Here is a 25,747-nt window from a genome sequence, read left to right as displayed (position 1 = left end):
TTGGATATTTCTGATAAGCGTAAAAGTATCAAATTCATGGCTAATGTGAGGGTTTTCAGCTGTTTTGATCCTTTATCCCTTATATACCAAGGATTAGGAGAGTTGGCACGCCCACATTGGTCTCGCCGATGGAGGAGCTTATGTTCAGAATAAGGAAACTAGGAATTATCATTTTCATGACTTTTGTACTATTTTTCCAAATGGGCTTAAACGGGGTCATTTGCACTGTAAATCAGGCTAATGCAGCATCTTCGGGGACTGCTCCGATTGAGGGTTACGATGCTGTTTTTGTACTGGATACCAGCTATTCCATGAGAGACACGGATCCCGAGGGTATTGCCGCCGAAGTCATTAGTATGTTTATGGACTTAAGTGATGCAGACCGTACACGCGTGGGTTTCGTCGCCTACAACCATCATGTTGTCGCCTCAAAACCACTTACCTCGATTGGCGTGGCAGCGCAAAAATCGCAAATTCAGCAGGAAATCAGAATGTTGAACCGTTCTGGCTATACAGATTTGGGACTTGGGCTGCGTAAAGGCTCAGAACTGCTAGCTGCCGGAGCATCCCAAGGGCGTCAGCCTTTTATGATTTTATTGTCAGATGGAGAGACTGATTTTGGTGCCTCTTCTGGTTCTCGGTCTAAGGGTGACTCGAATAACGATGTATCCTCTGTCATCAAATCTGCACAGACCAAGGGATACCCGGTGTATACGATTGGCCTGAACCATGATGGCACGGTAAACCGGCAAGAACTCGAACGGATCGCTTCTCAAACGGGAGGAGCTTCTTTTATTACGAGTAGTGCTGAGGATCTGCCGGAAATTCTGAATCGTATTTTTGCCAGTCAAATTCGCTCCAAGCTCGTTCCAGTTGCTGCAATTACGACCACTGGCGAGATGCAAGAATTAACGGTGACTCTACCGGACTCTAGTATGGAGGAAGCCAATCTGGTGCTTTTGTCGGAGCATCCCCTGCTGGAAACCCAGCTATACTCCAATTCAGAAAATGTCCGTAGGTACAAGTCGAGCCGATATGCAATTTTGAAAATTGAGCATCCACAAGCAGGTAAAGTGAAGTTGAAATTACGGGGCATACGCGGAGATTTGGTTAAAATCAATTTACTTGGCAGCTACCGACTGGAAGCTGAAGCTACTATAAGAGGAACGCAAACAACAGCAACTCATGGCGGCAAGCCTATGCAATTGCTGAAGGGACAAGCGACACCATTTCAAGCTCAGCTCCTATTACCGGATGGCCAAAATCTTACAGATGAGGCCGTATATACATCTCTTCAAGCCCATATTATAGTTACCCCTGTAAAAGGCGGTACAGCTAAAAAGGTGCCTATGACCTATAAGTCAGGAGCCTTTCATACCGAATATGCGTTCCCACAAACGGGTGATTATACATGGCAGCTATCTCTGGATAGTCCGCAGTGGTACCGTAAGGGAATTGTACATAAAGTTCACGCCACCAATGCAGCACCACAAGCTTTAAACGACCTGACGATACATCTGGTAAAAGAAGACGGTGATTCCCGTCGAAGTTTAGAGGATTTTATTGTTGATCCCAATCATGACAAGCTGAATTATAAGCTGGATTCAGGAGCCTCTGAGGATACAATTAATGCCGAGATTAACGGTAATGATCTGCTGCTATCTAAGCTTCACACAGGTGACACGAAGCTAAAGATTACCGCTACCGATCCAGAAGGTGCATCCAGTAGCGCTACACTGACCGTTTCAGTCCAATCCCGGTATACAGCCATTAAATGGACGGTAGCCATCAGCATTGTGATAGCTGCTCTTCTGTATTGGTTCTTGCGACCGAAGCCGCAGTTTGCTGGAAGAATCGAAGGATATTTTCTCGCTACAGCGAGTGGACAGGAGATTCCGGTAAAATCTTGGCCGCTGACCTCCTTTCCGGGTCATAAGGTCAGCTTGCAGGAGTTATTCCGTACGCTTGACGTTCACGAACCATTACCAGAAGCGGAACGAATCCTATTTTCCGCAGGTAAAAAAGGAACTCTGATCGTGAAACATGATACACGCTGTGCCCTGCAGCATGGAAAAATCAGATTGACTCGCAACAAAAAAGCGGTCATGGCGTATGGTGATAAACTGTACATCACGTTTGAGGACGGCGTCACTGAAATTGAGCTGCGGTACAAGGCGATTAAGCCGAACACTTCAGTGTACACCGACCATATTCAAGCTCCGACAGGATAACGCCCGTCGGAATAAAAAAGAGAAGCACCTACTCTTACGATTAACGAACCGTAAGAGTAGGGCGCTTCCCTTTTTTTATCCAATATTCCGCACGTAGTGCGGCTTTAAACCATCGAAGTGAGCGGCAACGCTTGTTAGCCTGTACCTCCAGGCCACGCCGAATCACGTACGGCAGTAGTGAAATCCCTGCATTTTCGATCCGAATCCGTTCGGTCCGATCTGCAAATAATCTGCCTGGCACGTCCGGTGGAGGTGATCCTTTTTGGCAATAATACAGCGTGGCGGCCAAGCTATAAATATCCGACACAGGTCCCTGCCGCGAACGGTTAGAGTAAAATTCCAGCGGAGAATAGCCTGCCGTCGTGAAGATCGGATGCTCCTTGCCTTCGAAATGCACAGCAGAGCCAAAATCAATCAGCTTGACGTTGCCATGTTCCCCAATCATAATGTTGCCTGGCTTAATGTCCCGATGAATAATTCCTTTGTTGTGTATATACTCCAAGGCATCAATTAAAGGCAGCAGCGTTTGGTACAGAAAAGCAGGATCAGACGTTGGCACAGCCTCTTCTTGCATCATTCGATCCAGCGTCTTGCCTGCACAGTATTCCATGACCAGATAAGCAGTTCCATTTTCCTCAAAGTGATCTATATAACCGACAACCCCCGGATGATTTAATTCCTTCAACATTTGCCCTTCACGCAAGAAATAATGCATAAACTCTACATATTTGGATTGCATAGAAGCGCTACAAGTGACCGTTTTTCGATCCATCCCCCGCAAAGCCAGCGCATTCGGAAAAAATTCCTTTACAATCACCTTTTCTCGGTTATCCAACAGCCTTGCCGTATACACGATGGCCAGCTCACTGCGGGACAAGGCGCTTCGAATTTGATATGTATTTCGCAGCTTCGTATTGCGGGCAAGCAGATTCCCGCTTGTATCCACGATCATGACTCGTCCTCCTGTCAGGTTCTTAGCTTATGTCTTTTGTATATATCGGCTTATTACACGTCTTTTTATTATACCGTAAATCAGGTTATTGGAAAAACAAATAACCTGCCATAATCTCCCTTAGAGAAATGATGACAGGTCTTTTGGCATTTATCTGGTCCTATTTTCTCAAATCGTTTAACCTAATTTTGTACCTGGCTTCATGCTGCGCACACCGTTGGTATTTTTCTTCCGTTCGCTGCGCAGTTTGCCTTTACCTTGTTCTGGAGTGCGAATGGTGAGGGCAATCAGGAACGATACGACGCACAGCACAGCAATTGTGGTAAAGGTCGGGATAAATCCGCCGAGCAAGGCAGCGATAAATGACCCCGCCAGCGCACCAAGGCCAAAGCCCTGATACACAATACCATAGTTTTTGCTTTGGTTCTTCAGACCGAAGAAATCAGCTACGATGGCAGGAAAGACGGTAATATTGCCACCGAAGCAAAAAGCAATTCCTGCTACACAGGCAAAGAACAGACCAAAATTCAGGGGTACCAGACTCAGTACTGTAACTGCAACTGCTGTTGTTAAAAGTGCACCTGCTACCACTTTCAGACGACCTACCTTGTCCGATAGCGCACCTAATATAATCCGACCCGCCGTGTTGAAAATAGCGACCATAGCGACCGCATTGGCAGCTGTTGCTACATCCAAGCCAGCCATCCGTACGCCGATATCTTTGACCACTCCGATCAGGTAGAGACCACTCATACAAGCGGTAAAGAACATGACGAACAGCAGGTATGCCTGCTTGGTGCGCAGCATTTCTTTAACGGTATAGTCCCGCTGTACAGCCCCATTTTGTTCCGAAGGTTTGTTTATGACTACTGCTTCTTTCACCAGGAAAGAACCACCGACGATCATGATCAGCACGATGATACCCCAATACAAAAATGCCTGCGATACGCCAACAGACTGAATCAGCGAACCGTTAATATACTTGAATATCAGACTGCCTGTTCCGTAAGCCCCAACTGAAATACCGGAGATAAGTCCTTTCTTCTCGGGAAACCATTTAATCAGATTTGACAGTGATGTAATATATGCCGTTCCATCCGCAAAACCTACGACAATACCTGCCAAAATGTACAGCAGCGATAACGAAGTTACCTGTGAACTGGGCATGAGCCCTGCCCCTAACACGACACCTGCACACAAAATCAGACGACGAAGTCCCCATTTATCCTGTAGCTTGCCTGCAAATAATGTAGCAAACGCCAGTGCAAAACTGGTAATTGAAAAGGTAATAGCGACCGAACTGAGGTTCCAGCCAAAGCGGTCCACCAACGGTTGATTAAATAAACTCCATGTGTAAATGGTACCTAATCCCATTTGAACAATAATCGTTCCCAGTACGACCAGCAGGCGATTTCCGCTGTTTGATTTCATATTGATCTCCTCTTTTCATTCCGGCTCTACAGCATCCATTTGTTATGATGATAACCGTGAATCCAGTACGCTTTGCGCCTGTGAAAGAGCAATTCTGTAAGGATTCTGTTTACACGGTTATTATAACCCTGCATGTCAGCTAGAAATCGTTTGAGGAATGAAATGCACATATAGCGGAATGAAATGCCTTTAAAGTCGCATAATTTGCCGAAACTCCTTGGCCTTACTGCGACTCACCGGAATTTCTGCTTCTAGTCCACGCAAGCGCAGGAGATACGTATGATTGAACCAAGGTACAATTTCACGGATTTGCGACAGATTAACCGTATACGATCGGTGACAGCGAAAGAAGTCCTGCTGCGGCAGGCGGGCATGAAATTCCGAAATGCTCATCGGCATCGTATATTCTTCGTGCCTTGTAAAGACACGAGTTACCTTTTCCTGCGCACACGCATAGTAAATATCGTTTGCATCCGTTACGATAATTTTGTCATTTTTCAGCAGATTAATACGCCCCGGAGCAGCAACGGTACTGGTTTCAGCAGCTCGGGGTTGCCCTGCCTGGACAGGTTCCTGTATTTGAGCGTTTCGCTGCTCATAAGCATTTTCGAGCTTATGCAGCATGGATGCGATCCGTTTTTCATCATATGGCTTGAGAATGTAGTCGAACGCCTCCAGTTCAAAAGCCTGCGCCGCATGTTCTTTATAGGCGGTCGTAAAAATAATATAGGGCTTTTTAGCAAATTTGCTAATGTTCTGTGCCAATAGCATCCCGTCCAATGAAGGAATGTTAATGTCCAGAAAGATCGCATCCGTCTCCTGATCTTGCAGAAACCGGAACACATCCAGCCCATCCTCAAAACTATCGGTCACCTCAATGTTGCTATGAGTCTGAATAAGATACTCCAGCTCTTCACGCGCTGGAAGTTCGTCTTCTACAATTATGGCCTTCATGACTTCTCCTTTGGTATGTCAAAATATACTTCGGTGCCCGGATCATGTTTAAGAATAATGACTCCTTCACCGTACATAAGCTTGAGTCTTCTGTGCACATTGTACAAGCCGATCTGTTTAGCCGGAACTTGATCATGATATAGGTTATCCACTACATCGTCCCGTATACCCACCCCGGTATCAGCTACAGAAATACGCACCTTTTCGCCACGGTCTTTTACAGAAATGGTTACTGTACCTGGCCCTTTTTTCTTGAGGATTCCATGATTAATCGCATTCTCAACTAGGGGCTGGATAATTAGGCTCGGAATACGCACGGACACCTCATCCATTACATACTCCACCTGAAGCCGATTGCCGAAGCGAGCTTTTTCAATTTCTACGTAATCCGACACCTGTTGAAGCTCCTTGTGAATTTCGATCAAATCATCATTCAGCTCCAAATTATAACGCAGATAGCCTGACAAATTGATAATCAGCTCTCGCGCCTTATCCGGTTTGGTGCGCGTCGTTGAGGCAATGGCATTCAACGCGTTGAACAGAAAATGAGGGTTGATCTTCGTCTGGAGTGCCTTTAACTCGGCCTTATTCGCCGCTTCCTTAATTTGCTCCACACGCGACACTTCCATTAACGTGGAAATGATCTGAGACAAGCCAATCGCCATCGTCTGCAACGGATACGTGATTTTATAAGCTTTTCGGTAGTAAATCTTTAGGGTTCCGGTTACTTCTCCCCGCTCCTCTAACGGGATAATGAGCAGAGACTGGATTTGGGGCGTTTTGTCGTCAGCAATATGGTTGCGGATCGTGATTTTACCACTGCGGATCGTCGATTTAGTCACATCGCTAATAATTTCATCCCCGATATGATAGCGTTCTTCGCCAAATCCGACATAAGCCAGCACATCTCGGGTATCCGTAATTGCCACCGCGTCTGCCTTGATGTCTTCTTTTATAATCGAGCAAATCGTATGCAAGGATTCCGCATTAATCGAACGAAAATAAGGCAACGTCTTGTTGGCAATATCCAATGCCAGCTTGGCCTGTCTGGCTGCGATATTCTCCTTTTCCCCCTCTACACTTTGGATCAATAGAACGATTAAACCGATACTGACCTCTCCGATAATCATCGGTAGACCGATCTTGGAAACGATGTCCACACCAAGGCCGTGAGGTTGTGCCATTACCAGAATGAGCAGCATCGTCAACGCTTCACAGACCATACCTGCGGCGATACCAACCAGCCATCTCTTGGAACGATTCACCCGGCGACCGATATATCCTGACACCACACCTGCCAGAATACTTGTAATCAGACACGGAATCGAGGTCACTCCCCCGATATCAATTAGATAACGATGGATCCCCGATACAATACCTGTAATGATCCCAACCCAGGGTCCGAACAAAATACCGCCCGCCATAATTGCAATGATTCGAACGTTAACCAGCGAGCCTTCAACTTCAATCCCGGTGTAGGTACCAAACAGGGCAAACATACAGAAAATCAATGTTAGTAAAGTCAGCTCTGCCGGAGAATGACTGTTCTTCTGCAAGGTTTCCTTAAATCGAGGGATACGTGTAATAAAAAACAAACAAATCAGCAACAATGCTGCGCGCTCAAAGAGCTGCATCAGCATTTCCAGCAAGGCGTTCACATGCGTTCCTCCCAAATAAAAACGGATATGCCTACATAGGTTGTATTAATAAAAAACCACTACTCACATATTTCAATTCCTACCCTGCCATTACGGGCACGAATAAGCACCTTCCCGCCAATCGGATATGTAAACTGCGGCGTGGTATGACCAAAATCGACATCTGCAATCACAGGAATAGATGTCAATTCTCTTTTCGAACGAATGATTTGCCGCAGCAATTCTTCTGTCATATGCGAAGCCTTCTGAAATCGACCTATGATGATTCCTTTAACCTGATCAAATTCAGGCTGGTGCAACAATGATTGCAAATCCCGGTCAAATGTAGCGGGAGAGCTTTCGTAATCATCCTCAACAAACACTATAGTTCCTTTTAGACTTGGCATGTATGGGGTTCCCTGTAACAAATTCAGAGTACACAAGTTTCCGCCCACAATTGTACCCTCTGCTTCGCCTTCATGAATCGCATATGGACCCGCATTGCGGTGAAAGCTTCTTTGATCCTGATCCAGATACCAAGTATCGTCACTCCACTCTGGCGACGATTGGATTTGAATGCTCCCCTCTTCCAACATTAACCTTTGGAAATAAGTCGTCGTATATTCATTTCCTCGCAACATGGCGAACGTCAAAAAGTGAGGTCCTGCATACGTGATAAGCCCTGTTCTGGCATAAATCGCATGGCTTAACGCCGTTATATCCGAATAGCCACATAATCGTTTAGGATGAGCGCCGATCAGATCATAATCCAGATGGGCTAGAAGCTGATTGGCATTATAGCCCCCAATTGAGGTCAGAATGCCCTTTACCTTTGGATCGACAAAAGCTTCGTGCAAGTCAGCTACTCTAGACTCTATCGAAGAAGATGCAAAATCATCGTTTTCCAGCACATGCTGCGAAAAGCTCACTTTAAACCCAAGCGTCTCGAGTCTATCCTGAGCAATCAGTCGATTTTCCTCAGAAACAATAGACAAGCTTCGGGATGGCGAAAGAATACGTATCTCGTCTCCAGCTTTTAATTTAGGTGCTTGCTTTCCCATCATCATCGTCATTTCCCCTTGTTCCAAAGCATTTAAACTGCCACAAATTATACCATCAACTTCCATCTAATTATAGCTTCTAAAACTCCCCACTTCATTCCCTTCTTCCCAATAAGAAGTAAAAAACCGGGGATACCGCTTGTTAGCGATAAGCCCCGGATCTCTAGTCCGATGATGATGCTTTTCGGTTATTTACTTTTGCCGATTTCACTAGAGCTGTTGTTCTCATTCTGATCATGGACCAGCTCTTTCAACTGAATAATCAATGCCTCCAGCTCACTAAATCCCGCCACCATATTGGAGGTTATATTTTGCTGCTCTTCTACTCCAGCCAAAATTTGTTCAGACGCTGCACTTGCTTGTTCTGTCACACTGGAAAATTCCATCATCTCTTGAACGACCTGAGACGAAAATTGTTGCATACTATTCGTACTGGACTCTACCTCCACAGCCTGCACCAATACTTTATTGGCATTTTGCAGGATATCTTCCAGTACAATTTCGGTCGAATGTGCCGACTCCATGCTTTGCTGTAATCTTTCCTGTCCCATGTCAAATTGGCTTACGACGGAATCCATCTGAGTTCTCAGCTGCTCCAAAATACCCTCCATCGCCACTGAGGTGTTCCCAACCATTTCAGCCAAATTACGCACTTCTCCAGCCACGATCGCAAATCCTTTTCCATGCTCTCCCGCTCTGGCGGCCTCAATGGATGCATTCAAGGACAGCAAATTGGTTTGCTTTGAGATTTGAGTAATATCTTTAAGCATGGCAGACATATTGTCACTCTGCAATTTAAACTCATCCAATTCTTCTTTGGTGCGACTCATCACCTGACCCAAATCTTTAATTTGAGATGTTAATGCAAGCAGTTGACTGCTGCCTCTACCGCCGGCATTTTTCGTATCTTCGGAGAGCTGCTTCAGCTCCCGGGAATGATCGGCAACCTCGCGCACATGCCGGTCAGACTGAGCCAAGTTATCGGTTACCTCAGTGATATTTGAAGCCTGCATCTCTACCCCTTCGGCAACCTCCTGAAACCCGATGGCGACTTCATTCGTCACAATGCCTGTAGCATCCACTTGATTCCTGAATCGTTCTGTAAAGCTATGTAATCCCGCTACAGCTTGCCTCACTTGCTCAAACAGAAATTCAATACGTTGCCTTGTGGCATCCATATTTTTATTTTGTTCCTCCGTTATCTTAAACTGCTTTTGGTTTAACACCGATACCACTAGCAATAGTAACCCAATCAGCCCTACAATAATAAATTCATGTACATAACGCAAAGAACCGGTAGCTGGCAGAGTTGCAGGCGTACCGATCGTAATTTGTATAAAAATATTACATAGATTTAAAGTCATAGCTACCAGAAAATATGGATAAGATGGGTAGAGTAACAACAATGAACAAATAAAGATCGTAGTCACTACCTCCACGCTAGATAAGTTCACAAATATACATATTAATGCACTATAAAATGTAATAATCCAAGGAATAAGCCGGATTCCTATCTTTTGTATATTCAGAATCGTCAAAACCGCCGCGACTACTAATCCTACACCGCTAGATATCCACATCGAGGGATTAGATATTGCCGGGACGATGCTGCTCAAAGTCATAATCCAAAAAATAATGATCACCAATTTGTTTCTTTGCCACAACAATTCATTCGTTCTGTCCATGATTGTGTACGCGCTCCTTAGAGATATATTAGGTATTTTTAAAATAAAAATGTAAATGCCATACTATATATATCGTCATATCAGAACGCGTATTGAATGATGGTCGTACTTTAAAGACAAAAACCGCCCCCTAACAGGGAACGGTTTTAATTCACGGTTTGATCATCTTCTTTAATTGGCAGACGTTCAATGTGCCTGCTGAATCCATTAAGATTCCTTGTTTTCGGAAGCCTCTTCAGCGCCTTCAGTTGCCGCTGCATCACCTTCCACAGCAGCATTTTCTACTTCGACTGCACGCGGAACGATCACGGATGCCAGCAACTCCTCTTCAGAGACATGCAGCGTCACGCCTTTAGGAAGCTTCAAGTCGCTTGCGCTCAGCTTGTCGCCAATATCCAGTGCGGATACATCCACTTCAATGGTGGACGGCAAGTCAGAAGGCAAACCTTCAACCTCGACTTCTGTTTCTTGAACTTGCAGAATACCGCCTGATTTTGTACCTATAGGTGTACCCTGATAATCAATCGAAACACGCACACGAAGCGGTTTGTTTTTGGAAATCTTCAAAAAGTCGGCATGCAACCATTGGTTGTCACGCTGTTGATAATCTTTAATAATGACTGGAATCGTTTCTCCGCCTTCTACTGTGAGATTAAAAACCTCTGAACGTCCGGTTCTGATTACTTTATTAAATTCCTTGGCATCGACATGTACAGGGGTTCCCTCGATTTCAGAGCCGTAAACCACAGCTGGAATCCGTCCTTTTAACCTCAATCCACGAATGGCCGAACCCTTCTTCTCTGTTCTCGGCTGGGCGGTTAGTTGAATACTTCCTCCATTAGAACTCATGATATACAACCTCCTTCAGGTTACCTTACAAATGATTTTCCTCCAAGAATCTTGCTTGTTTACCAGTCGTACTACAGAATATAAGCCAGCAAGCTGGCAAAACTAAACAAGTCCATAATTCTATTTTACCCCTTTTTTCTGAAACTGACGCACATTTGCATAAAAAAATAGCATTTCTCGAAATGATCGAAAAATGCTATTTCTCGTGTATATATGGCAACCAGGCATACAAGTCTATCCCGCCCGGTTATCGTTAACCAGTAATAAATATTCCTCTCTGCCACTATGAATCAATACCTGCATCACAGACTGGGTCGGATCTACATCAATATATCGATCTGCCTCCACATCCTTGGCATCCCAGTGATTCAGGCGGACAATGTAGCCAATTCGCTGTACATCAGGAGCCACCCGAATGCGGGCTACTGCCCGACCATCATCCCAATCGTGAAATTCAACATGTCCGTCCTGGTGTCCGGTGCCCCATACCCACACATTCCAGCCAGAGTATTGCCGGTCTGCACGCTCGTAGATCAGTTCAATCGTACGAAACGGAATAACCGCTCTATCGTTTCCTCGCTGGGCATCTGTCATTGCTGTACCTGCAATCTCTTGATTCGTCCCCTCATCTAAGCCCTTCGTTTCGTTATCCACTTGCTCGTTAGCTTGATCTTGCTCAGTCAAAAAGGAGGCTTGGGGAGGTCCAGCCTGATCATACAACACCATCATCGACCAGCGCGATACAGTCACACGATGGCCTACCACTTCATAGCGTGTCTCATTCCCGGCCCCGTGTGCATCCACGACCACATGCCAACGATCCGATTCCGCAGGCAATGATATTGTCTGCTCTGTATCCGAACCGTTATAAATCACCACAATATGATTCCAGGCATCGCCGTTAGCATGATGCCTCAATGCAAAAGCCACCACATGCCCACTGCTTTGTAAGACTTCCATATGCTGCTCCACCAGCTCACGCTGATCCATACGGAATGCCGGGTGACTGCGCCGCAAAGCAATTAAGCCCTGGTAGTAATCAAACACGGATCGAAACCTCGCCTTGTTATTCCAACGGATGGCATTCACTACATCAGAGCTTCGGTAGCTGTTATGGTCTCCATATTTGGAACGCAGCAGTTCATCCCCTGCATGGATAAAAGGAATACCTTGCGATGTCAGAATCATGCCGTTAGCCAACAGAGACTTACGTACAGTTTCGTTTTCAAGTAGGTTACTTTCATCCAGTTCCTGATACGGGTCTGCTTCAGCTACGGCTTGTTCGGCTGTCCTTCCATCTTTGGGGTTCCCCTGCTCCCATTGCGGAAAACGACAGTTCTCCCGTACATGTCTCACCGTCAAAATTTTATCCCACAAATTGAGATTATCGTGGGCCGTTACATAATTGACGGACTCTGATGGATGAGCTGTAAAGTCATAGATAGCTCCAAAAGCACCTTGAAGTACCCGTTCCTCCTGATTTTCCGCCCCCGTAGCAAACCCATTCCCGGTACCGTCGCTATCTCCCTTAATGGCAGAGCGGTAATTGTCGTTAAAAACGGCAAAGCCCTTATCCCGCTGCGTTCCTTTTAATGTAAGCAAAGGCTGCGGGGACTCCCCACCCGTCCAAGGCTCACCATAGATCAGCAGATCGGGACGTATTTCAGCGCGAAGCTCTCGGGTAAGCTGCTCTACAGTCGGTGTATCAATTAACGCCATCAAATCAAACCGGAAGCCATCTATGTGATATTCCTCTGCCCAATAGCGTAGTGAATCCTTGATATACTTGCGCACCATCGGACGTTCGGTTGCCAGTTCATTACCTACACCTGATCCATTGGTGAGCTTCCCTTGCTCATCCGTACGGTAATAATATCCTGGTACAACCGGCTCAAACGGACCCTTTTCCACCGAATACGTATGATTGTACACAACATCCATAATGACACCAATGCCAGCAGTATGCAGAGACTGTACCAGCCGTTTCAGCTCTCGTATACGCGTCTGCGGGTCAGCTGGATTAGAAGAGTAAGATCCCTCCGGCACATTATAATGCTGCGGATCATAGCCCCAGTTATATTCAGTTCCTAATTGCGAAAAGTCATTCACCGTATGAAAGTCAGCCACTGGAAGCAAATGAACATGTGTAATGCCCAGCTCCAGCAAATGATCCAGTCCGACACTGTTACCCTTGGCATCCGTTAATCCTGTATACGTAAAGGCTGCAAACCGCCCCTGAGCAGTAGATAAATCTTTTATACCCGTATTAAAATCGGGGTCCATCGAAAAATCACGCACATGAAGCTCATAGATAATAGCATCTGTCGTACGCTCAAGTACGGGGCCCTCATCCTGTTCCCATCCATCCGGGTTCGTTCGATCCAAATCAATGATAGCCGTACGTTGCCCGTTGGCTGATACCGCTCTGGCATATGGATCGGTAGCATAATGAATGCTGTGGTCCGCCCACTCCAGCCTGTACATGTAATAATATCTGTTCCAGTCGCCTTCCAGCTCTATAGACCATACTCCGTGACCATCACGATTCATGAGAAATTCCTGACCACCGCCGTGCTCCTGAACGATTCCTTCATGATCGTACACCCCTGCGTCGGTATACAACGCGATATGAACCTGCTGTGCAGTCGGTGCCCATACCTTAAATTTGCTGCCCGCAGGCGTATAAGTAAGACCCAAATCATAGCCTTCATATATGGGATATGCTGTGTGCTCAAGTCCCTTGAGCTGATTGAAATTAGACATTCCTGTTCACCACCCATTTCTATACATCGGCTTATAGCCTCTGTTCATCCATCATTTATGATGTTTATGACTTGTCAATATACCTCAGGATTTGCAAAATCCTCACCTCATAGGCTATCAAAATAAGACAAGCTTGAAAAGCTGGATGATTTAAATAAGGATGACGCTCCCATTTCAACACGCACACTCCATTTTATGACAAAACGATGAACAGGCTACAGCTTTCGCCTTCAAAGCATCACATTTATTTCCCAGCTTTCATCACGTTCAGGAGAGTCGGCGGTTATCCATTTGAAAAATTTCGTCAGCCATTCGCATAGTGGAGTTTCGATGCGAAACAAGGATAATCGTTTTGTCTTGTTGCTGTTCTTTTAACGATTTTAAAATAATCGCTTCGTTCAAACTGTCCAAATTGCTAGTTGGTTCGTCCAGCAGTAAGAGGGGCGCATCATGAACAAAGGCTCTGGCCAGCCCCAAGCGCTGGCGTTCTCCCCCAGACAGCCTGTCCCCCAACTCTCCGATTCGGCTGTCATATCCTTGAGGCAATGTCATAATAAAATCGTGTACTGATGCCTTACGGGCTGCTTCCACAACCTGTTGATGTGTAGCATCCGGCTTTCCAATTTTGATATTAGCTGCTATGGAATCGTCAAACAGGAATGTATGCTGATCGACGTAGCTTTGCAAGCTTCTCAAATGTCGGGTCTCAATGTCCTTCAAATCGTGGTCAGATAGTAAAATCCCACCCTTCTGCGGGTCCCTGAATCGCATCAGCAACTTCAGCAACGTTGACTTACCGGACCCACTTTTACCCTGAATACCTATAATTCGCTTGTGTGGTATCGTGAGACTTACATCATTCAGCACCGTTTGACCATCGTACGCAAAAGTCACCTTGTCTATCTGCGCTCCAGTAAAGCCAACGGTCATTCCATTCATATTTTCTTCTACCTCCGGGGTCTCCTCCAGCAGACTTAGCACTCGCTCCCCGCTTGCCAGCGTTTGAAGCAAATTGTTGGACAAATTGCTCAGTGCGACCACCGGACCAAATGAACTAAACAGAGCAATGACTGAAATCAGCATACTTGTAAAATCCATCTGTCCTTTAGACATGCCATACAATCCAGCTAGCAGCATCAAGAATGAAAATCCGACTACAGCTGTATCTGTGACTGCTCTTGTGATGCCTTCATGATGCTTCAAATCCTTCTGCTTGGCATCTAACTGATCCGTACGACGGTTAATTTCATTTAATCGTTGTTCCCCTTGCCCATATTGCACAATTTCCTTCATACCACGTAAGCTGTCCAAAAAATAACTGCTCAGCTGGCCGAAGCTGCTCCGGTATTCCATCCCTTGGCGCTTGCCGATACGTGACGTAAGTAGGGGAATAAACAAACCGACGGTTATGTAAGCAAGCGCAGCGATCCAGCCTAGTAAAGGCTCATAAGAGCCTATAAAAAATACCATGAGCAGTGAAGTGATGATGCCAATCATAACAGGCGCTATCGTATGCGCATAAAATACTTCCAGCAGCTCAATATCACTTGTAATCAGCGATATCAGATTCCCTTTGTCCTTGCCTTCAAGCTTGGCTGGAGCCAATCTGCGCAAAGCTTGAAGCACCTTGTCTCGCAGCACAGCCAACAGCTTGAAAGCGAGATAATGGCCACTCATTTGCTCGCCATAACGAAATACACCGCGCAATACAGCACATAGCACGATGACAGTCAGCAAAAATGTCATGCTGTAGCCTGTCGTGATGCCCGTTGCTGTCAGTAGGGCAAGGGCCCCGTACACAATAATGCCAATAGCACAAGCAAAGCCAAGCACTCCTGTAACAATCGTGATAAGCAGCACAGGTAAAAGAGGTCCTGCCAAGACCAACAATTGACCCATGATTCGTAAACCGGGTCTACGCATATACTGCACCCCCTTTTACAAACTGTTCCATCTGATGCTGACTGAGATACATCTCCGCATAATGTCCCTGCTTGCTCAACAGTTCCTGATGCGTTCCGGATTCTGCCACCAAACCATTTTGCAGCACATAAATACAGTCAGATTGGATCACATTTTCCAGTCTGTGAGAGATGAGAATCACTGTTTTTTGACCTGCCAGTGCATGTATGACCTCCATGATTCCTTCCTCACTCTCAACGTCAATGTTAGAAGTAGCCTCATCAAAAATATATACATGACTGTCGTGCAGCAACGCTCTGGCCAGTGCTAGACGTTGACGCTGTCCTCCTGACAGATTCGCTCCCTGCTCCTCTATCTCTGCCTCCAATCCTCCCTCGGAGAGAATGAAATCATACAGCTTCACTTGCCGCAACGCCTCCAGCATTTGTAGCTCATCCGCGTGCTCATTGCCCATTCTCAAATTTGCTTCGACGGTGCCTTTAAAAATATAGCTGTTAAAACCGATCCAGGTCATATGACGCATGCGGCTTTCTTCCGAAATGAAGGTCAGTTCGGTTCCTCCGATCGTCAGGCTTCCTTGATAACCCTCATGATGTCCAACGATCAATCCGGCTACCGTACTTTTACCTGAGCCTGATTCTCCAACAATGGAAACGAAGCTGCCTTGAGGAATGTCCATGGTTATATTACGCAAGGTATCTCTTTCGTCGTAAGCAAAATTTACCCGTTCCAATCGAATGTCTGTAGCTTCTATGCTTTGTTGTCCTTGTACAAGATCCTCTGTACTCAACATTTCGAATATTTTGTCACTTGCTGCCATTCCGTTCATGGCAATATGAAAGTAGGAACCGAGCAGACGAAGCGGGATGAAAAACTCTGCCGACAGCAACACAATGATGAGCGCTCCCGCCAAGCCAATGTGACCCGAAGAATATTCGCTAACCGCGACCAGCACACCTGCGGCGGCACCACCAAATGCGATAAGATCCATGACAGCTACGGAGTTTAACTGCATGGTCAGGACTTTCATTGTCATTTTGCGAAAATCCTCAGCCGCTGTGTTCATTTCCTGATGTTTATTCTGATCTGTCCCATAAATTTTGAGCGTAGTCAGACCTTGTACATTTTCCAAAAAGCTGTGGCCCAAATTGACGTAGCTGCCCCAATATTTCCGAAACAGCTTTTTAGCCATCCGCATAATAACAATAATGGACACTGGAATTAAGGGAACGCAGATCAATAGAATGATAGCCGCTTTGAAGCTGACAAAAGAGAGGGTGATGAACAACGTTACAGGTGCAAGCAGACTATAAAATAGCTGAGGCATGTATCTACCAAAATAGGTTTCAAGCTGCTCCACCCCTTCTACAGCAACCTGAATAACCCCTGAGGTGGAGGTATGATCCGTATAAGAGGATCCCATCTTTAACAGCTTGCTGTAAATCTGCGAGCGCAGCGTTTTTTTAGCATTGATTGAAGCCCGATAGGACAACATACTGGCTGCGTAATTACTCAGGAAGCGAACGGCAATGGCAGCAATAACAATGACTGTCATGGATAGAATTAGCTGGCGAGTTACTTGTCCTTCCCATGCTTGCTGCATCACAAAGGCCATAGACAAAACGGCGGCTATACTCCCTAAAAGACCGATCCACTGTACGAGCACACCCAAGATGATATATTTTCGAGAATGCTCCACCAGGCCTAGTAGACGACTGTCGACCATTTTAGACCTTTTTTTCGGAGTAGGGACGGCTTCAGATGAAGACGGAGTTTCCGCCTTACCTTCCCTCACAGTTCCGACTCGGAATATAAAATAATAATATTTGAACAGGATGACCAAAACGATGAGCGCCTTGCCCCACACAATGGGGGTAAAGATAAAGCCTGTAATGAGCATAGCTGACGCTAAGCCCAATGACGTAAATTTTGTAGACAGCTTCAACGACCTGGTTTGTACAAAACTTTCCAGATACTTATGGTACAAAGATGTATTCGAAAACCACTGATGAATCCTTTCAGACCCCCGCATAAAGAAAAAGGTTGCCAGCAGCAGAAACGGTGTAGTCGGCAGCAACGGCACCACTACGCCAATCACTCCAAGCGCCAAAAATAAAAACCCTAAGGTAATATAAATCGGTTTCACTGTAATCCCCCTAATATATATACTGTTAATGATATTTTATAGATAATGATAATCATTATCAATATATATAATTTAGTCAGGTTGTTATGTGATGTAAATCACGCATATAAAAATCCTCTTGAAGTTCAACTCTACAGAACACTTTTGTGCTCATGTAGATGTTTTGTCTTCAAGAGGATTATCAAAATAAGTGCGTGTTATTGCGTTGTTTTACGAACTTATAATATCATATTGCTCCAATATCTGCCGATGTAACGGGTCATCTGCAGGTATGGACGTATAACGTGTCAGCGCTTCACTCACCCCTTGGCTGCGAATCACCTGCTGAAGCTCAACCGCTTCGGGGTCTTCTGTAATATCAAATTTACAGGCGGCAGCCATTCCCAACGCCAGATGATCGGTCGGGATACCATACTCCTGCGCTTGCAGCGCGGGACGTACAAGACGGTCATTGGGAGACAGCTTGCGCAGCGGTGAACGTCCGACCCGAGTAACCTCGTCTGTCAGATTAGGATTGCGGAAGCGATCCAAAATTTTAGCGATGTACTTCTTATGCTCCCCTTGATTCAAACCGAAGCGCTTTACAAGCACCGCTCCTGTTTCCTCCAGCGCCCCGTGTATGGAGTCCACCACCTTGGTATCCTTCATGGCCTCCTGGATCGTGGCATAACCTGCGACATAACCAATATAGGCTGCCACGCAATGGCCCGTATTCACCGTGAACAGCTTGCGTTCAATGTAAGGCTCCAGATCCTGCACGTAAAGAATGCCTTCAATCTCTTGATGATCAGGAGCCATTTGCGAGCGATCCACAACCCACTCGTAAAAAGGCTCTACCTGCACATGCAACGGGTCCTCATGATGCTGAATCGGCACAATCCGGTCTACAGCGGCATTGGGAAAATAAACCGAAGCCTCTGCCTTGGCACGAGTCGCCTCATCCAGTAGCGCAAAAACATGCTCTTTCAGTTGGGCGCTGCCTCCAATTGCATTTTCGCAAGCAATCACATGCAGCGGGCCTGCCCCTCGCTCTACCCGCCGCGCTATGCCCTCGGCAATACCTGCTGCAATATGCCTGAGGATGCTAACTCCTACCGCGGTCGTGACCAGATCAGCATGGTCTACCGCGTCTGCTACAGCCGATGCATCTCTGCCGTCAATCGCGGTTACATTCGTAACTGTCTCCGTATCCTTCGTGTCATTCGCCAACTCTACCGTATACTGCTTGCGGCGGCGTAACTCAGATACAAGGGTCTCGTTGACATCTGAAAAGACAACCTCATAGCCTGCACGCGACAAAATCAGCCCAATAAAGCCACGACCGATATTTCCTGCTCCAAAGTGAACGGCTCTCATAACTCCAGCTCACTTTCGAACAGATCTATAATTTCCTGTGCGGTCACCGCGTTGCGAAGTTTGTCCATATTCTCTTCCTCCGCACATACCACAGCGATACTCGTCAAAATCTCCATATGATCGCCGCCTTGGGCTGCAATACCGATCACCATGTATGCTTTTTCTTCCCCGAAATCTACGCCTTGCGGGAACTGAACGATGGAGATGCCAGTGGATTGAACAAGCGTCTTGGATTCCTTGGTACCATGTGGAATAGCCAGCCCGTTCCCAATATAGGTGGATACGATCTCCTCGCGTTCAAGCATCTTGTCAATATACTCACTTGTAATATGTCCTGCATCCAGCAGAATTTGTCCTGCCATACGAATCGCCTCATATTTGTCTTTGGCGGTTGCGTTCATTTTTATTTTGTCTATCGTCATAATACTCACGTTAGATTCCTCCCTGTCCCTAATTTACTGTGGAAAAATTCAGCCAGCTCACTCGATATATAATTGGCAATCTGATCCCTGCTACCGTGTTCCAGTAGCGTAATCATGTCTTCCTGCAACAGTAATGCACTAATCTCGCTCAATACCTCCAAGCTTTCTTTCGGCAACTCACGAGGTCCCAACATCAGCAGAACGCATTCTACCTGCTCATCTACATCCGCCAGCAGCGGCTCAGCCAGCCTATACAAGGTCAGCGAAGGCTGGCGAACATAGGGACTGCGCGTATGAATCAAAGCAACGGAGGTATCAGAAATCACCTGACTCCCTTGACGCTCTCTTTCTACAAGTTGTTCAGCAACAACAGAAGGCTCTGTGACATTTCCCCGCACTGCCTCCAACATGCAGATAGCCTCTATAGTGGCTGACATATCCATCCCTTGATTTTCCAGCGGGTATACTTGAAATTGCTGTACAATGTGTACAATCTCCTCAAGGCTTTTCCGTAGACCAGTAAGCCACTCCATGCCCTGACTAGGCAGAACAGCCTGTTCCTGACGATGGTCATTGAGTTGATTGAGTGTAATATGCTGGATGAAATGACGCAGACGGTCACTCTCCTCTTGCGTTAGCAGCGGGCTGATTTTGAGATATCGATCCGGTTCAAGCGGCAGCTCCACTGTCGAAATGATCAGATCATAATCCTCCTTGGGAATTCGCGTCGCCTCGTACCATGAGGCCCTATCCACGATTTTGATCTGTGGCAGCTCCTTGGCCAGTCTGGTTGCCAGAAGTCTGGAAGATCCAATCCCGCTCGTGCAGACTACGATCGCCCGCACCTCCCGTTGCAACTGTCTCAGCCGCTCCAGCGAAGCGCCAAAATGCATGACCAGAAATCCGATCTCTTCATCTGGTACTTCCATTTCGGTCATATCCGCCGCAGCCTTTTTGACCGAATCGAATAAACTGCCGTAATCCTTGCGGATTTGCTGAAGGAGGGGGTTGCGGATGGACCTCCCTTCCCTCAAACGTTTGAATACTGGAGTCATATGGGCAATCAGCCCTTCACGCAGAACGCGGTCCTCTGCCAATGGTGTGCCAGTCTCTGCCTCCACACGACGAATCAACTCATGAACCGACTCCAGCAGTACAAGATCATCCAGTGGCAGCAAGCGGGTGGAATGATCCTCAGCATCACGGAACAGCAGCCCGAAATAACATCGCTCCGATTCTGGAAACTCAATATCCAGCGCTGCTGACAATTCTCCACATATGCGTTCCACCATAGCTGTGCGCAGCATGATATTCTCCTCTGAATCTGTTTTCGAATACGAGAGACGATGATCTACAACGTACCCGAGTCGTAGACGTGCCAGTGACACGCAAATTTGAATCAGCAACTCCATATATTTGCTTTCCACCATGTTTTTCAGCCATTGATCATGAGGCTGCCAGAGGGCGTTCTCCACGGTTAGCAAGTTCTCCCTGCCCATCATCTCCAGCAACTTTTCAGTGACACGTGTCACCGGACGAAGCTCCTCACGACCGGAAAACAGAGCCGATTCATCCAAATATTCGAGAGCCAGCTCAGAAATCGCCCGTCTTTTGTCTATCTCCCGTCCTGTAATCTCGACACCGTATCCCCGTCTGCGCACTAGCACGAGCCCTCGATCTGCAATCCAGCCTCGTAATTCGTCCAGATCATGACTGACCGTAGTTACTGTGACTTTCAAATCCGATGCCAGCGCCAGTAACTTGATCGGCTCCTGTGTATCCAGCAGCATGCACAGCACTACAATCTTTCTCTCCTCAGCCGAGTAATCGTCTGACTTCGTTTGCAGCAACTGCTCCCGTAGACTTGCAAGCTGATTCGGGTCGGCATCCACATAGATACCGATCCCTGATTTTTTCTCCAGCTTTACCTCATGAGCCGCCAACCAGCACTCGACTGCGCCAAGTTCCCGATGGACCGTCCTTGTGCTGACATTAATCTTCTCGGCAATTTCTCCGGCCGTAACCTCATGGGGCTGCTCCAAAAGATACTCCACGATGTCAGATTGTCGTTTCGTAATATTCATAAGCGCATACCGTTCCTTCCCAAGCTCTATTCCCTTTCAGCAGGAAATACAAACTGTACACAGACGGCTGACTTTATAGGGATTAAGAGTCGGATTTCAGACGGTCAACCAGCGCTTCGTATTCAGGGCTTTTCAGAAAATTGTCAATGGAAATGTGCTCAGCATTCGGGGCTACCGTTTTAGCCCGGTCTGTTAATGTTTTTTGCGTAATGACAATGTCTGCATCCTGTGGAATTTCACTGATTGCCGTATTCGTTACCGTAACGCCCACGCCCGCCTGTTTCATTTTTTTGCGTAAAATTGAAGCTCCCATGGCACTTGAACCCATACCTGCATCACAGGAAAAGACAATTTTGTTCACTTCGGATTTATCCTTGAGCATTCGATCTCCGGCAATCTCAGCAGCACGATCAGATGCGTGGTTATCTTCCATTACAGTGGCGTTAGCACTTGCACCCTTGCTTTGATTTTTCATATCTTTCAGGCGGGATGCAGCTTCCTCCAGCCCCTCTTCCTTTTGCTTACCTGTCTTGAGCAATACTGCGGCAACAGCAAAGGATACGACTGCAGCAGCGATTACACCGCTCAGCATCGGCAAATACCCGCCTTTTGGTGTCATCAGGAAATAAGCAATGATACTGCCTGGTGAAGGAGCAGCAACCAGTCCGGCACCTGTCAACATAAAACAGAAGGTTCCCACAACGCCCCCTGCTATAGCAGCGAGAATTAGAATCGGCTTCATCAAAATGTAAGGGAAATAAATTTCATGAATCCCGCCGAAAAAATGAATGATAACTGCACCAGGAGCAGACGACTTCGCAGAGCCTTTACCGAACAGGCAATAGGCCAGCAAAATGCCGAGCCCCGGACCAGGATTGGATTCAAGCATGAACAAAACGGATTTTCCTGTTCTTGCAGCTTCCTCCAACGCAATCGGGCTCAATACTCCGTGATTCAATGCGTTGTTAAGAAATAATACTTTTCCGGGCTCAATAATGAGGTTGACAAGCGGCAAGAGCCCTGCATTTACGAGAAACTGTACCCCTGTCGACAATACTTGGCTGATGGTTTGAACGACCGGACCGATCGCTACATGCGCTAGCAGTGCTAGAATGGCACCGATAATCCCAGCCGAGAAATTATTGACCAGCATTTCAAAGCCTGATCTGACTTTGCCTTCAATGGCCTTATCGAACTTCTTCAATATCCATGCAGCCAGCGGACCAGCTACCATCGCACCCAGGAACATCGGGATATCGGCCCCCACAATGACACCCATCGTCATAATGGCACCGATCACACCTCCGCGCTGTCCGTGAATCATCGTGCCTCCTGTGTAACCGATCAGCAGCGGCAGCAAATAATTTTTCATCGGATCAACCAGTTGTGCAAAACCCTCGTTCGGGAACCACCCGGTCGGAATAAAGAGTGCTGTAATTAATCCCCACGCAATAAAGGCTCCCATATTCGGCATCACCATACCGCTGAGAAAACGGCCAAAACGTTGTACGGCGACACGAGCGCCACCGTTTGGACTGGACTTTGTGTCCACTGTGCTCATATTCATATCCTCCTTGTGAGTAAATAGCATCACTACCTTTTCTTAAAATTCATACTAAATGACAGCGCTATCTTCATCAACGAAATGAAAACGTACTTTCGTCATGAACGTTGATGACAACATTTAAATTTAAAATAACGTATTATACCTGCATAATTCTTCTTAATATGAACGATAACAATAGAAATTAGTCGAAAAAACAGTGCTGTAAATCTGCACCTTATGTAGAGGAGCTCACCTCTAAATCTAATAATCGACGTAATTACGCCTTCTAAAAGACAACAAAAAAATAGCCGCCATGTCAGATCATAGCGACTATTATATACACAAAACGAGCGGACTAACGATGCTTTTATTCAATTCAATATCCATATAAAAATTTAGAATAAAGCGCTAATATTCCATCTTATATTGCTCATTATTGTTCATCCGAAATCAACTGCTCGTACTGATCCGCAGACAGCAGCTTGCTCAGAGCTTCCTCGACATCATTGCCCATCTCTACTTCAATCATCCAACCCTTTTCATAGGGAGATTCATTCACCAGCTCAGGTGTGCTTTCCAGAGCTTCATTTACTTTCAATACGGTTCCCGCCACCGGAGCAAAAAGGTCGGATACGGTCTTCACCGATTCAATTGTACCAATCTCTGCCCCCTGTTCAATCGTTGCTCCCGCCCCAGGTAATTCCACAAAAACAATATCACCCAGTTGATGCTGTGCAAAGTCTGTAATGCCGATCCGCAACGTCCCGTCTGCTGTGCGCTGAACCCACTCATGTTCGTCTGTATACCAAAGTTCCCGTTTCACTTCACTCATCCTGCTTTCGCCTCACTTCCACATGAATAAAATGCTTTTAATCACCTGTATTAGACAGGTTAAGATTATGACAACATGAACACTCATGTCAATAATACTAACAAAAATACTTCATGTTATCTCATATAGCATAGAATATTAAAAAATGATAACTTGTAACAAACGCTTACATATCCTTATTTATACATTAAATGTTTTTTGGATTGTTTTATATGACATTTTTATTGACATTTTGAATGAATTTGCGTATTAATGGGTTATAGCAAATGCTTTTGGAAATACCCCGACAACTGCAAACGCGGATGAACGCGGAGGGAGAGACTACCCAAAAGATTCGCATAGCTGTTGTCGTTTCTGAGACAGTTGTGCACGCGAACTCGGATCAAGTTGTTACCTGCAAAACCGGGTAACCTACCGTTGATCCAAAAGGTAGCGCCGAAGGAGTAAACTTGCATTGCAGGTGAATCTCTCAGGCAAAAGGACCTCTGCCGGACGCATCTCTGGAGAGCATTCGCGATTAGAGCGGATCACCCAAGGGGAAACCTGGTTCACACCGGGGTAACTTTCTGGTATCAAGGACAGAGCTGAAAGAAGAGTATGGACTGCCGTCTATACGTTTCTTTCAGCCTGTCTTTTTTGTTTAGCCGATTACACTGGATAGGAGTGAAAAAATGTCTAATTTGCGAAGAACACCATTATTTTCGTCCTACGGGACGCAGCCCGGGGTTCGTTGTATTGACTTTGGCGGGTGGGAGCTTCCCGTTCAGTTTAGCGGCATCCAAAAAGAGCATGAGGCCGTCCGGCAACGCGCGGGTTTATTCGATGTCTCGCACATGGGCGAGTTTTTGGTTGAGGGCAAAGAAGCCGAGGCTTTTTTGCAATGGGTAACCACGAATGATGTCAGCCAGTTGGAACCGGGCCAGGCACAATATTCACTCCTGTGTTACCCCGATGGAGGCGTAGTGGATGACTTGCTTGTATACTGCAAAGGACCAGAGCGCTACATGCTCGTTGTGAATGCCTCCAACATCGACAAAGATTGGGATTGGCTCATGCGCCACGTACCTGCATCGGTTCATCTGGAGAATGTGTCTGATGCGATCGCATTGCTGGCATTACAAGGACCGGAAGCAGCACATATTGCCGCAGCCGTGACAGATGCAGATATTACGAATCTGGCATCTTTCCGATTCCATGAGAACGTGCAATTGTTCGGAGCAAAAGCACTCGTCTCCCGAACCGGATATACCGGGGAAGACGGTTTTGAATTTTATATACCTGCTGAGGAAGCACCCGCCGTGTGGAATGGTTTGCTTCGTTGCGGTGAATCGTATGGGCTAATTCCCGCTGGGCTTGGTGCTCGCGATACACTGCGGTTTGAGGCACGGCTGCCGCTGTACGGACAAGAGTTATCTGCCACCATTTCACCGCTTGAGGCTGGTTTAGGTTTCTTCGTCAAGCTGAATAAAGGAGATTTTATCGGCAGAGAAGCACTGCAACACCAGAAAGAACAAGGAATTCCTCGCAAGTTGATCGGGCTGGAAATGATTGACCGCGGTATCCCGCGCGCTCATTATCCAGTCTTCGCGGAAGGCCAACACATTGGTGAGGTCACAACGGGGACTCAATCGCCCACCTTGAAGCGTAATTTGGGGCTAGCCCTGGTGGACAGTCGTTTTAGCACCCTATCTACACCGTTAGAGGTCGAAATTCGAGGTAAACGCCTGCGTGCGGAAGTGGTCCCAGCCCCCTTTTATAAACGGTCACGCTGATCTTAATCCTCTTCACTCTAAAAAAGCGATCATGTCAGATACGAAATTCTGGATTTTCCAACTACGATTATGTATTAGCTAATTTACTATCTAAATTTTGCTT

General features: G+C 46.4%; 17 protein-coding genes and 2 riboswitches. Of the genes, 2 read left to right on the top strand and 15 right to left on the bottom strand.

Going from position 1 to position 25,747, the window contains the following annotated elements:
* Positions 1-140 precede the first annotated feature (140 nt).
* On the top strand, positions 141-2,231 hold the full coding sequence (locus tag HFE01_RS18270; protein ID WP_243208214.1) for a vWA domain-containing protein: 2,091 nt from the start codon (positions 141-143) through the stop codon (positions 2,229-2,231).
* Positions 2,232-2,271: 40 nt separating this feature from the next.
* On the opposite strand, the gene HFE01_RS18265 is transcribed toward HFE01_RS18270, so the two are convergent.
* The 15 genes from HFE01_RS18265 to gcvH form a co-directional block, all read right to left on the bottom strand.
* On the bottom strand, positions 2,272-3,183 hold the full coding sequence (locus HFE01_RS18265; RefSeq protein WP_107734588.1) for a serine/threonine protein kinase: 912 nt from the start codon (positions 3,181-3,183) through the stop codon (positions 2,272-2,274).
* Positions 3,184-3,360: 177 nt separating this feature from the next.
* Entirely contained in the window at positions 3,361-4,614 is a 1,254-nt protein-coding gene (locus tag HFE01_RS18260) for an L-lactate MFS transporter (RefSeq protein WP_044787230.1), read from the bottom strand.
* A gap of 189 nt (positions 4,615-4,803) precedes the next feature.
* On the bottom strand, positions 4,804-5,568 hold the full coding sequence (locus HFE01_RS18255) for a LytR/AlgR family response regulator transcription factor (RefSeq protein ID WP_044787231.1): 765 nt from the start codon (positions 5,566-5,568) through the stop codon (positions 4,804-4,806).
* Entirely contained in the window at positions 5,565-7,226 is a 1,662-nt protein-coding gene (locus HFE01_RS18250; protein ID WP_174820839.1) for a sensor histidine kinase, read from the bottom strand. The genes HFE01_RS18255 and HFE01_RS18250 overlap by 4 nt, the downstream gene beginning before the upstream one ends.
* Positions 7,227-7,285: 59 nt before the next feature.
* Complete coding sequence (locus HFE01_RS18245) at positions 7,286-8,272, bottom strand: S66 family peptidase (protein ID WP_044787233.1); 987 nt, start codon at positions 8,270-8,272, stop codon at positions 7,286-7,288.
* 182 nt (positions 8,273-8,454) lie between these two features.
* Positions 8,455-9,951, bottom strand: coding sequence for a methyl-accepting chemotaxis protein (locus HFE01_RS18240; RefSeq protein WP_017426750.1), 1,497 nt, complete (start codon positions 9,949-9,951; stop codon positions 8,455-8,457).
* 207 nt (positions 9,952-10,158) lie between these two features.
* A complete protein-coding gene (locus tag HFE01_RS18235) occupies positions 10,159-10,800 on the bottom strand; it encodes a 50S ribosomal protein L25 (protein ID WP_044787235.1) in 642 nt (213 codons plus the stop codon).
* Positions 10,801-11,034: 234 nt separating this feature from the next.
* On the bottom strand, positions 11,035-13,563 hold the full coding sequence (gene pulA, locus HFE01_RS18230; protein ID WP_107734586.1) for a type I pullulanase: 2,529 nt from the start codon (positions 13,561-13,563) through the stop codon (positions 11,035-11,037).
* Between the two features lie 267 nt (positions 13,564-13,830).
* Positions 13,831-15,486: an amino acid ABC transporter ATP-binding/permease protein gene (locus HFE01_RS18225; RefSeq protein ID WP_107734584.1), complete on the bottom strand. Its 1,656-nt coding sequence runs from the start codon at positions 15,484-15,486 to the stop codon at positions 13,831-13,833.
* Complete coding sequence (locus HFE01_RS18220; protein ID WP_107734583.1) at positions 15,479-17,632, bottom strand: DUF454 family protein; 2,154 nt, start codon at positions 17,630-17,632, stop codon at positions 15,479-15,481. Before HFE01_RS18220 ends, HFE01_RS18225 begins: the two co-directional genes overlap by 8 nt.
* A 210-nt stretch (positions 17,633-17,842) precedes the next feature.
* Entirely contained in the window at positions 17,843-18,988 is a 1,146-nt protein-coding gene (locus HFE01_RS18215; protein ID WP_019688291.1) for a mannitol-1-phosphate 5-dehydrogenase, read from the bottom strand.
* Entirely contained in the window at positions 18,985-19,419 is a 435-nt protein-coding gene (locus HFE01_RS18210) for a PTS mannitol transporter subunit IIA (protein ID WP_025365592.1), read from the bottom strand. The genes HFE01_RS18215 and HFE01_RS18210 overlap by 4 nt, the downstream gene beginning before the upstream one ends.
* Positions 19,416-21,494 (bottom strand): BglG family transcription antiterminator, encoded by a 2,079-nt coding sequence (locus tag HFE01_RS18205; RefSeq protein ID WP_019688292.1) that lies wholly within the window; start codon positions 21,492-21,494, stop codon positions 19,416-19,418. The genes HFE01_RS18210 and HFE01_RS18205 overlap by 4 nt, the downstream gene beginning before the upstream one ends.
* A gap of 82 nt (positions 21,495-21,576) precedes the next feature.
* Positions 21,577-23,055 (bottom strand): PTS mannitol transporter subunit IIBC, encoded by a 1,479-nt coding sequence (locus tag HFE01_RS18200; RefSeq protein WP_019688293.1) that lies wholly within the window; start codon positions 23,053-23,055, stop codon positions 21,577-21,579.
* A gap of 418 nt (positions 23,056-23,473) precedes the next feature.
* Entirely contained in the window at positions 23,474-23,872 is a 399-nt protein-coding gene (gcvH, locus tag HFE01_RS18195; protein WP_016819056.1) for a glycine cleavage system protein GcvH, read from the bottom strand.
* A gap of 408 nt (positions 23,873-24,280) precedes the next feature.
* Positions 24,281-24,354: riboswitch (glycine riboswitch) on the top strand.
* A gap of 13 nt (positions 24,355-24,367) precedes the next feature.
* Positions 24,368-24,464, top strand: a riboswitch (glycine riboswitch).
* A 79-nt stretch (positions 24,465-24,543) separates the two neighbouring features.
* On the opposite strand from gcvH, the gene gcvT reads away from it, so the two are divergent.
* The gene (gene gcvT, locus HFE01_RS18190; protein ID WP_019688294.1) at positions 24,544-25,644 is read left to right on the top strand and encodes a glycine cleavage system aminomethyltransferase GcvT; all 1,101 of its coding nucleotides are present in this window, start codon (positions 24,544-24,546) and stop codon (positions 25,642-25,644) included.
* Positions 25,645-25,747 lie beyond the last annotated feature (103 nt).

Origin of the sequence: Paenibacillus sp. EKM10P, assembly GCF_011800655.1 — a bacterium.
Classification (GTDB): Bacteria; Bacillota; Bacilli; order Paenibacillales; family Paenibacillaceae; genus Paenibacillus; species Paenibacillus polymyxa.
Note: the sequence above shows the minus strand (reverse complement) of the source record. Positions and strands in the feature narration are given on the sequence as shown.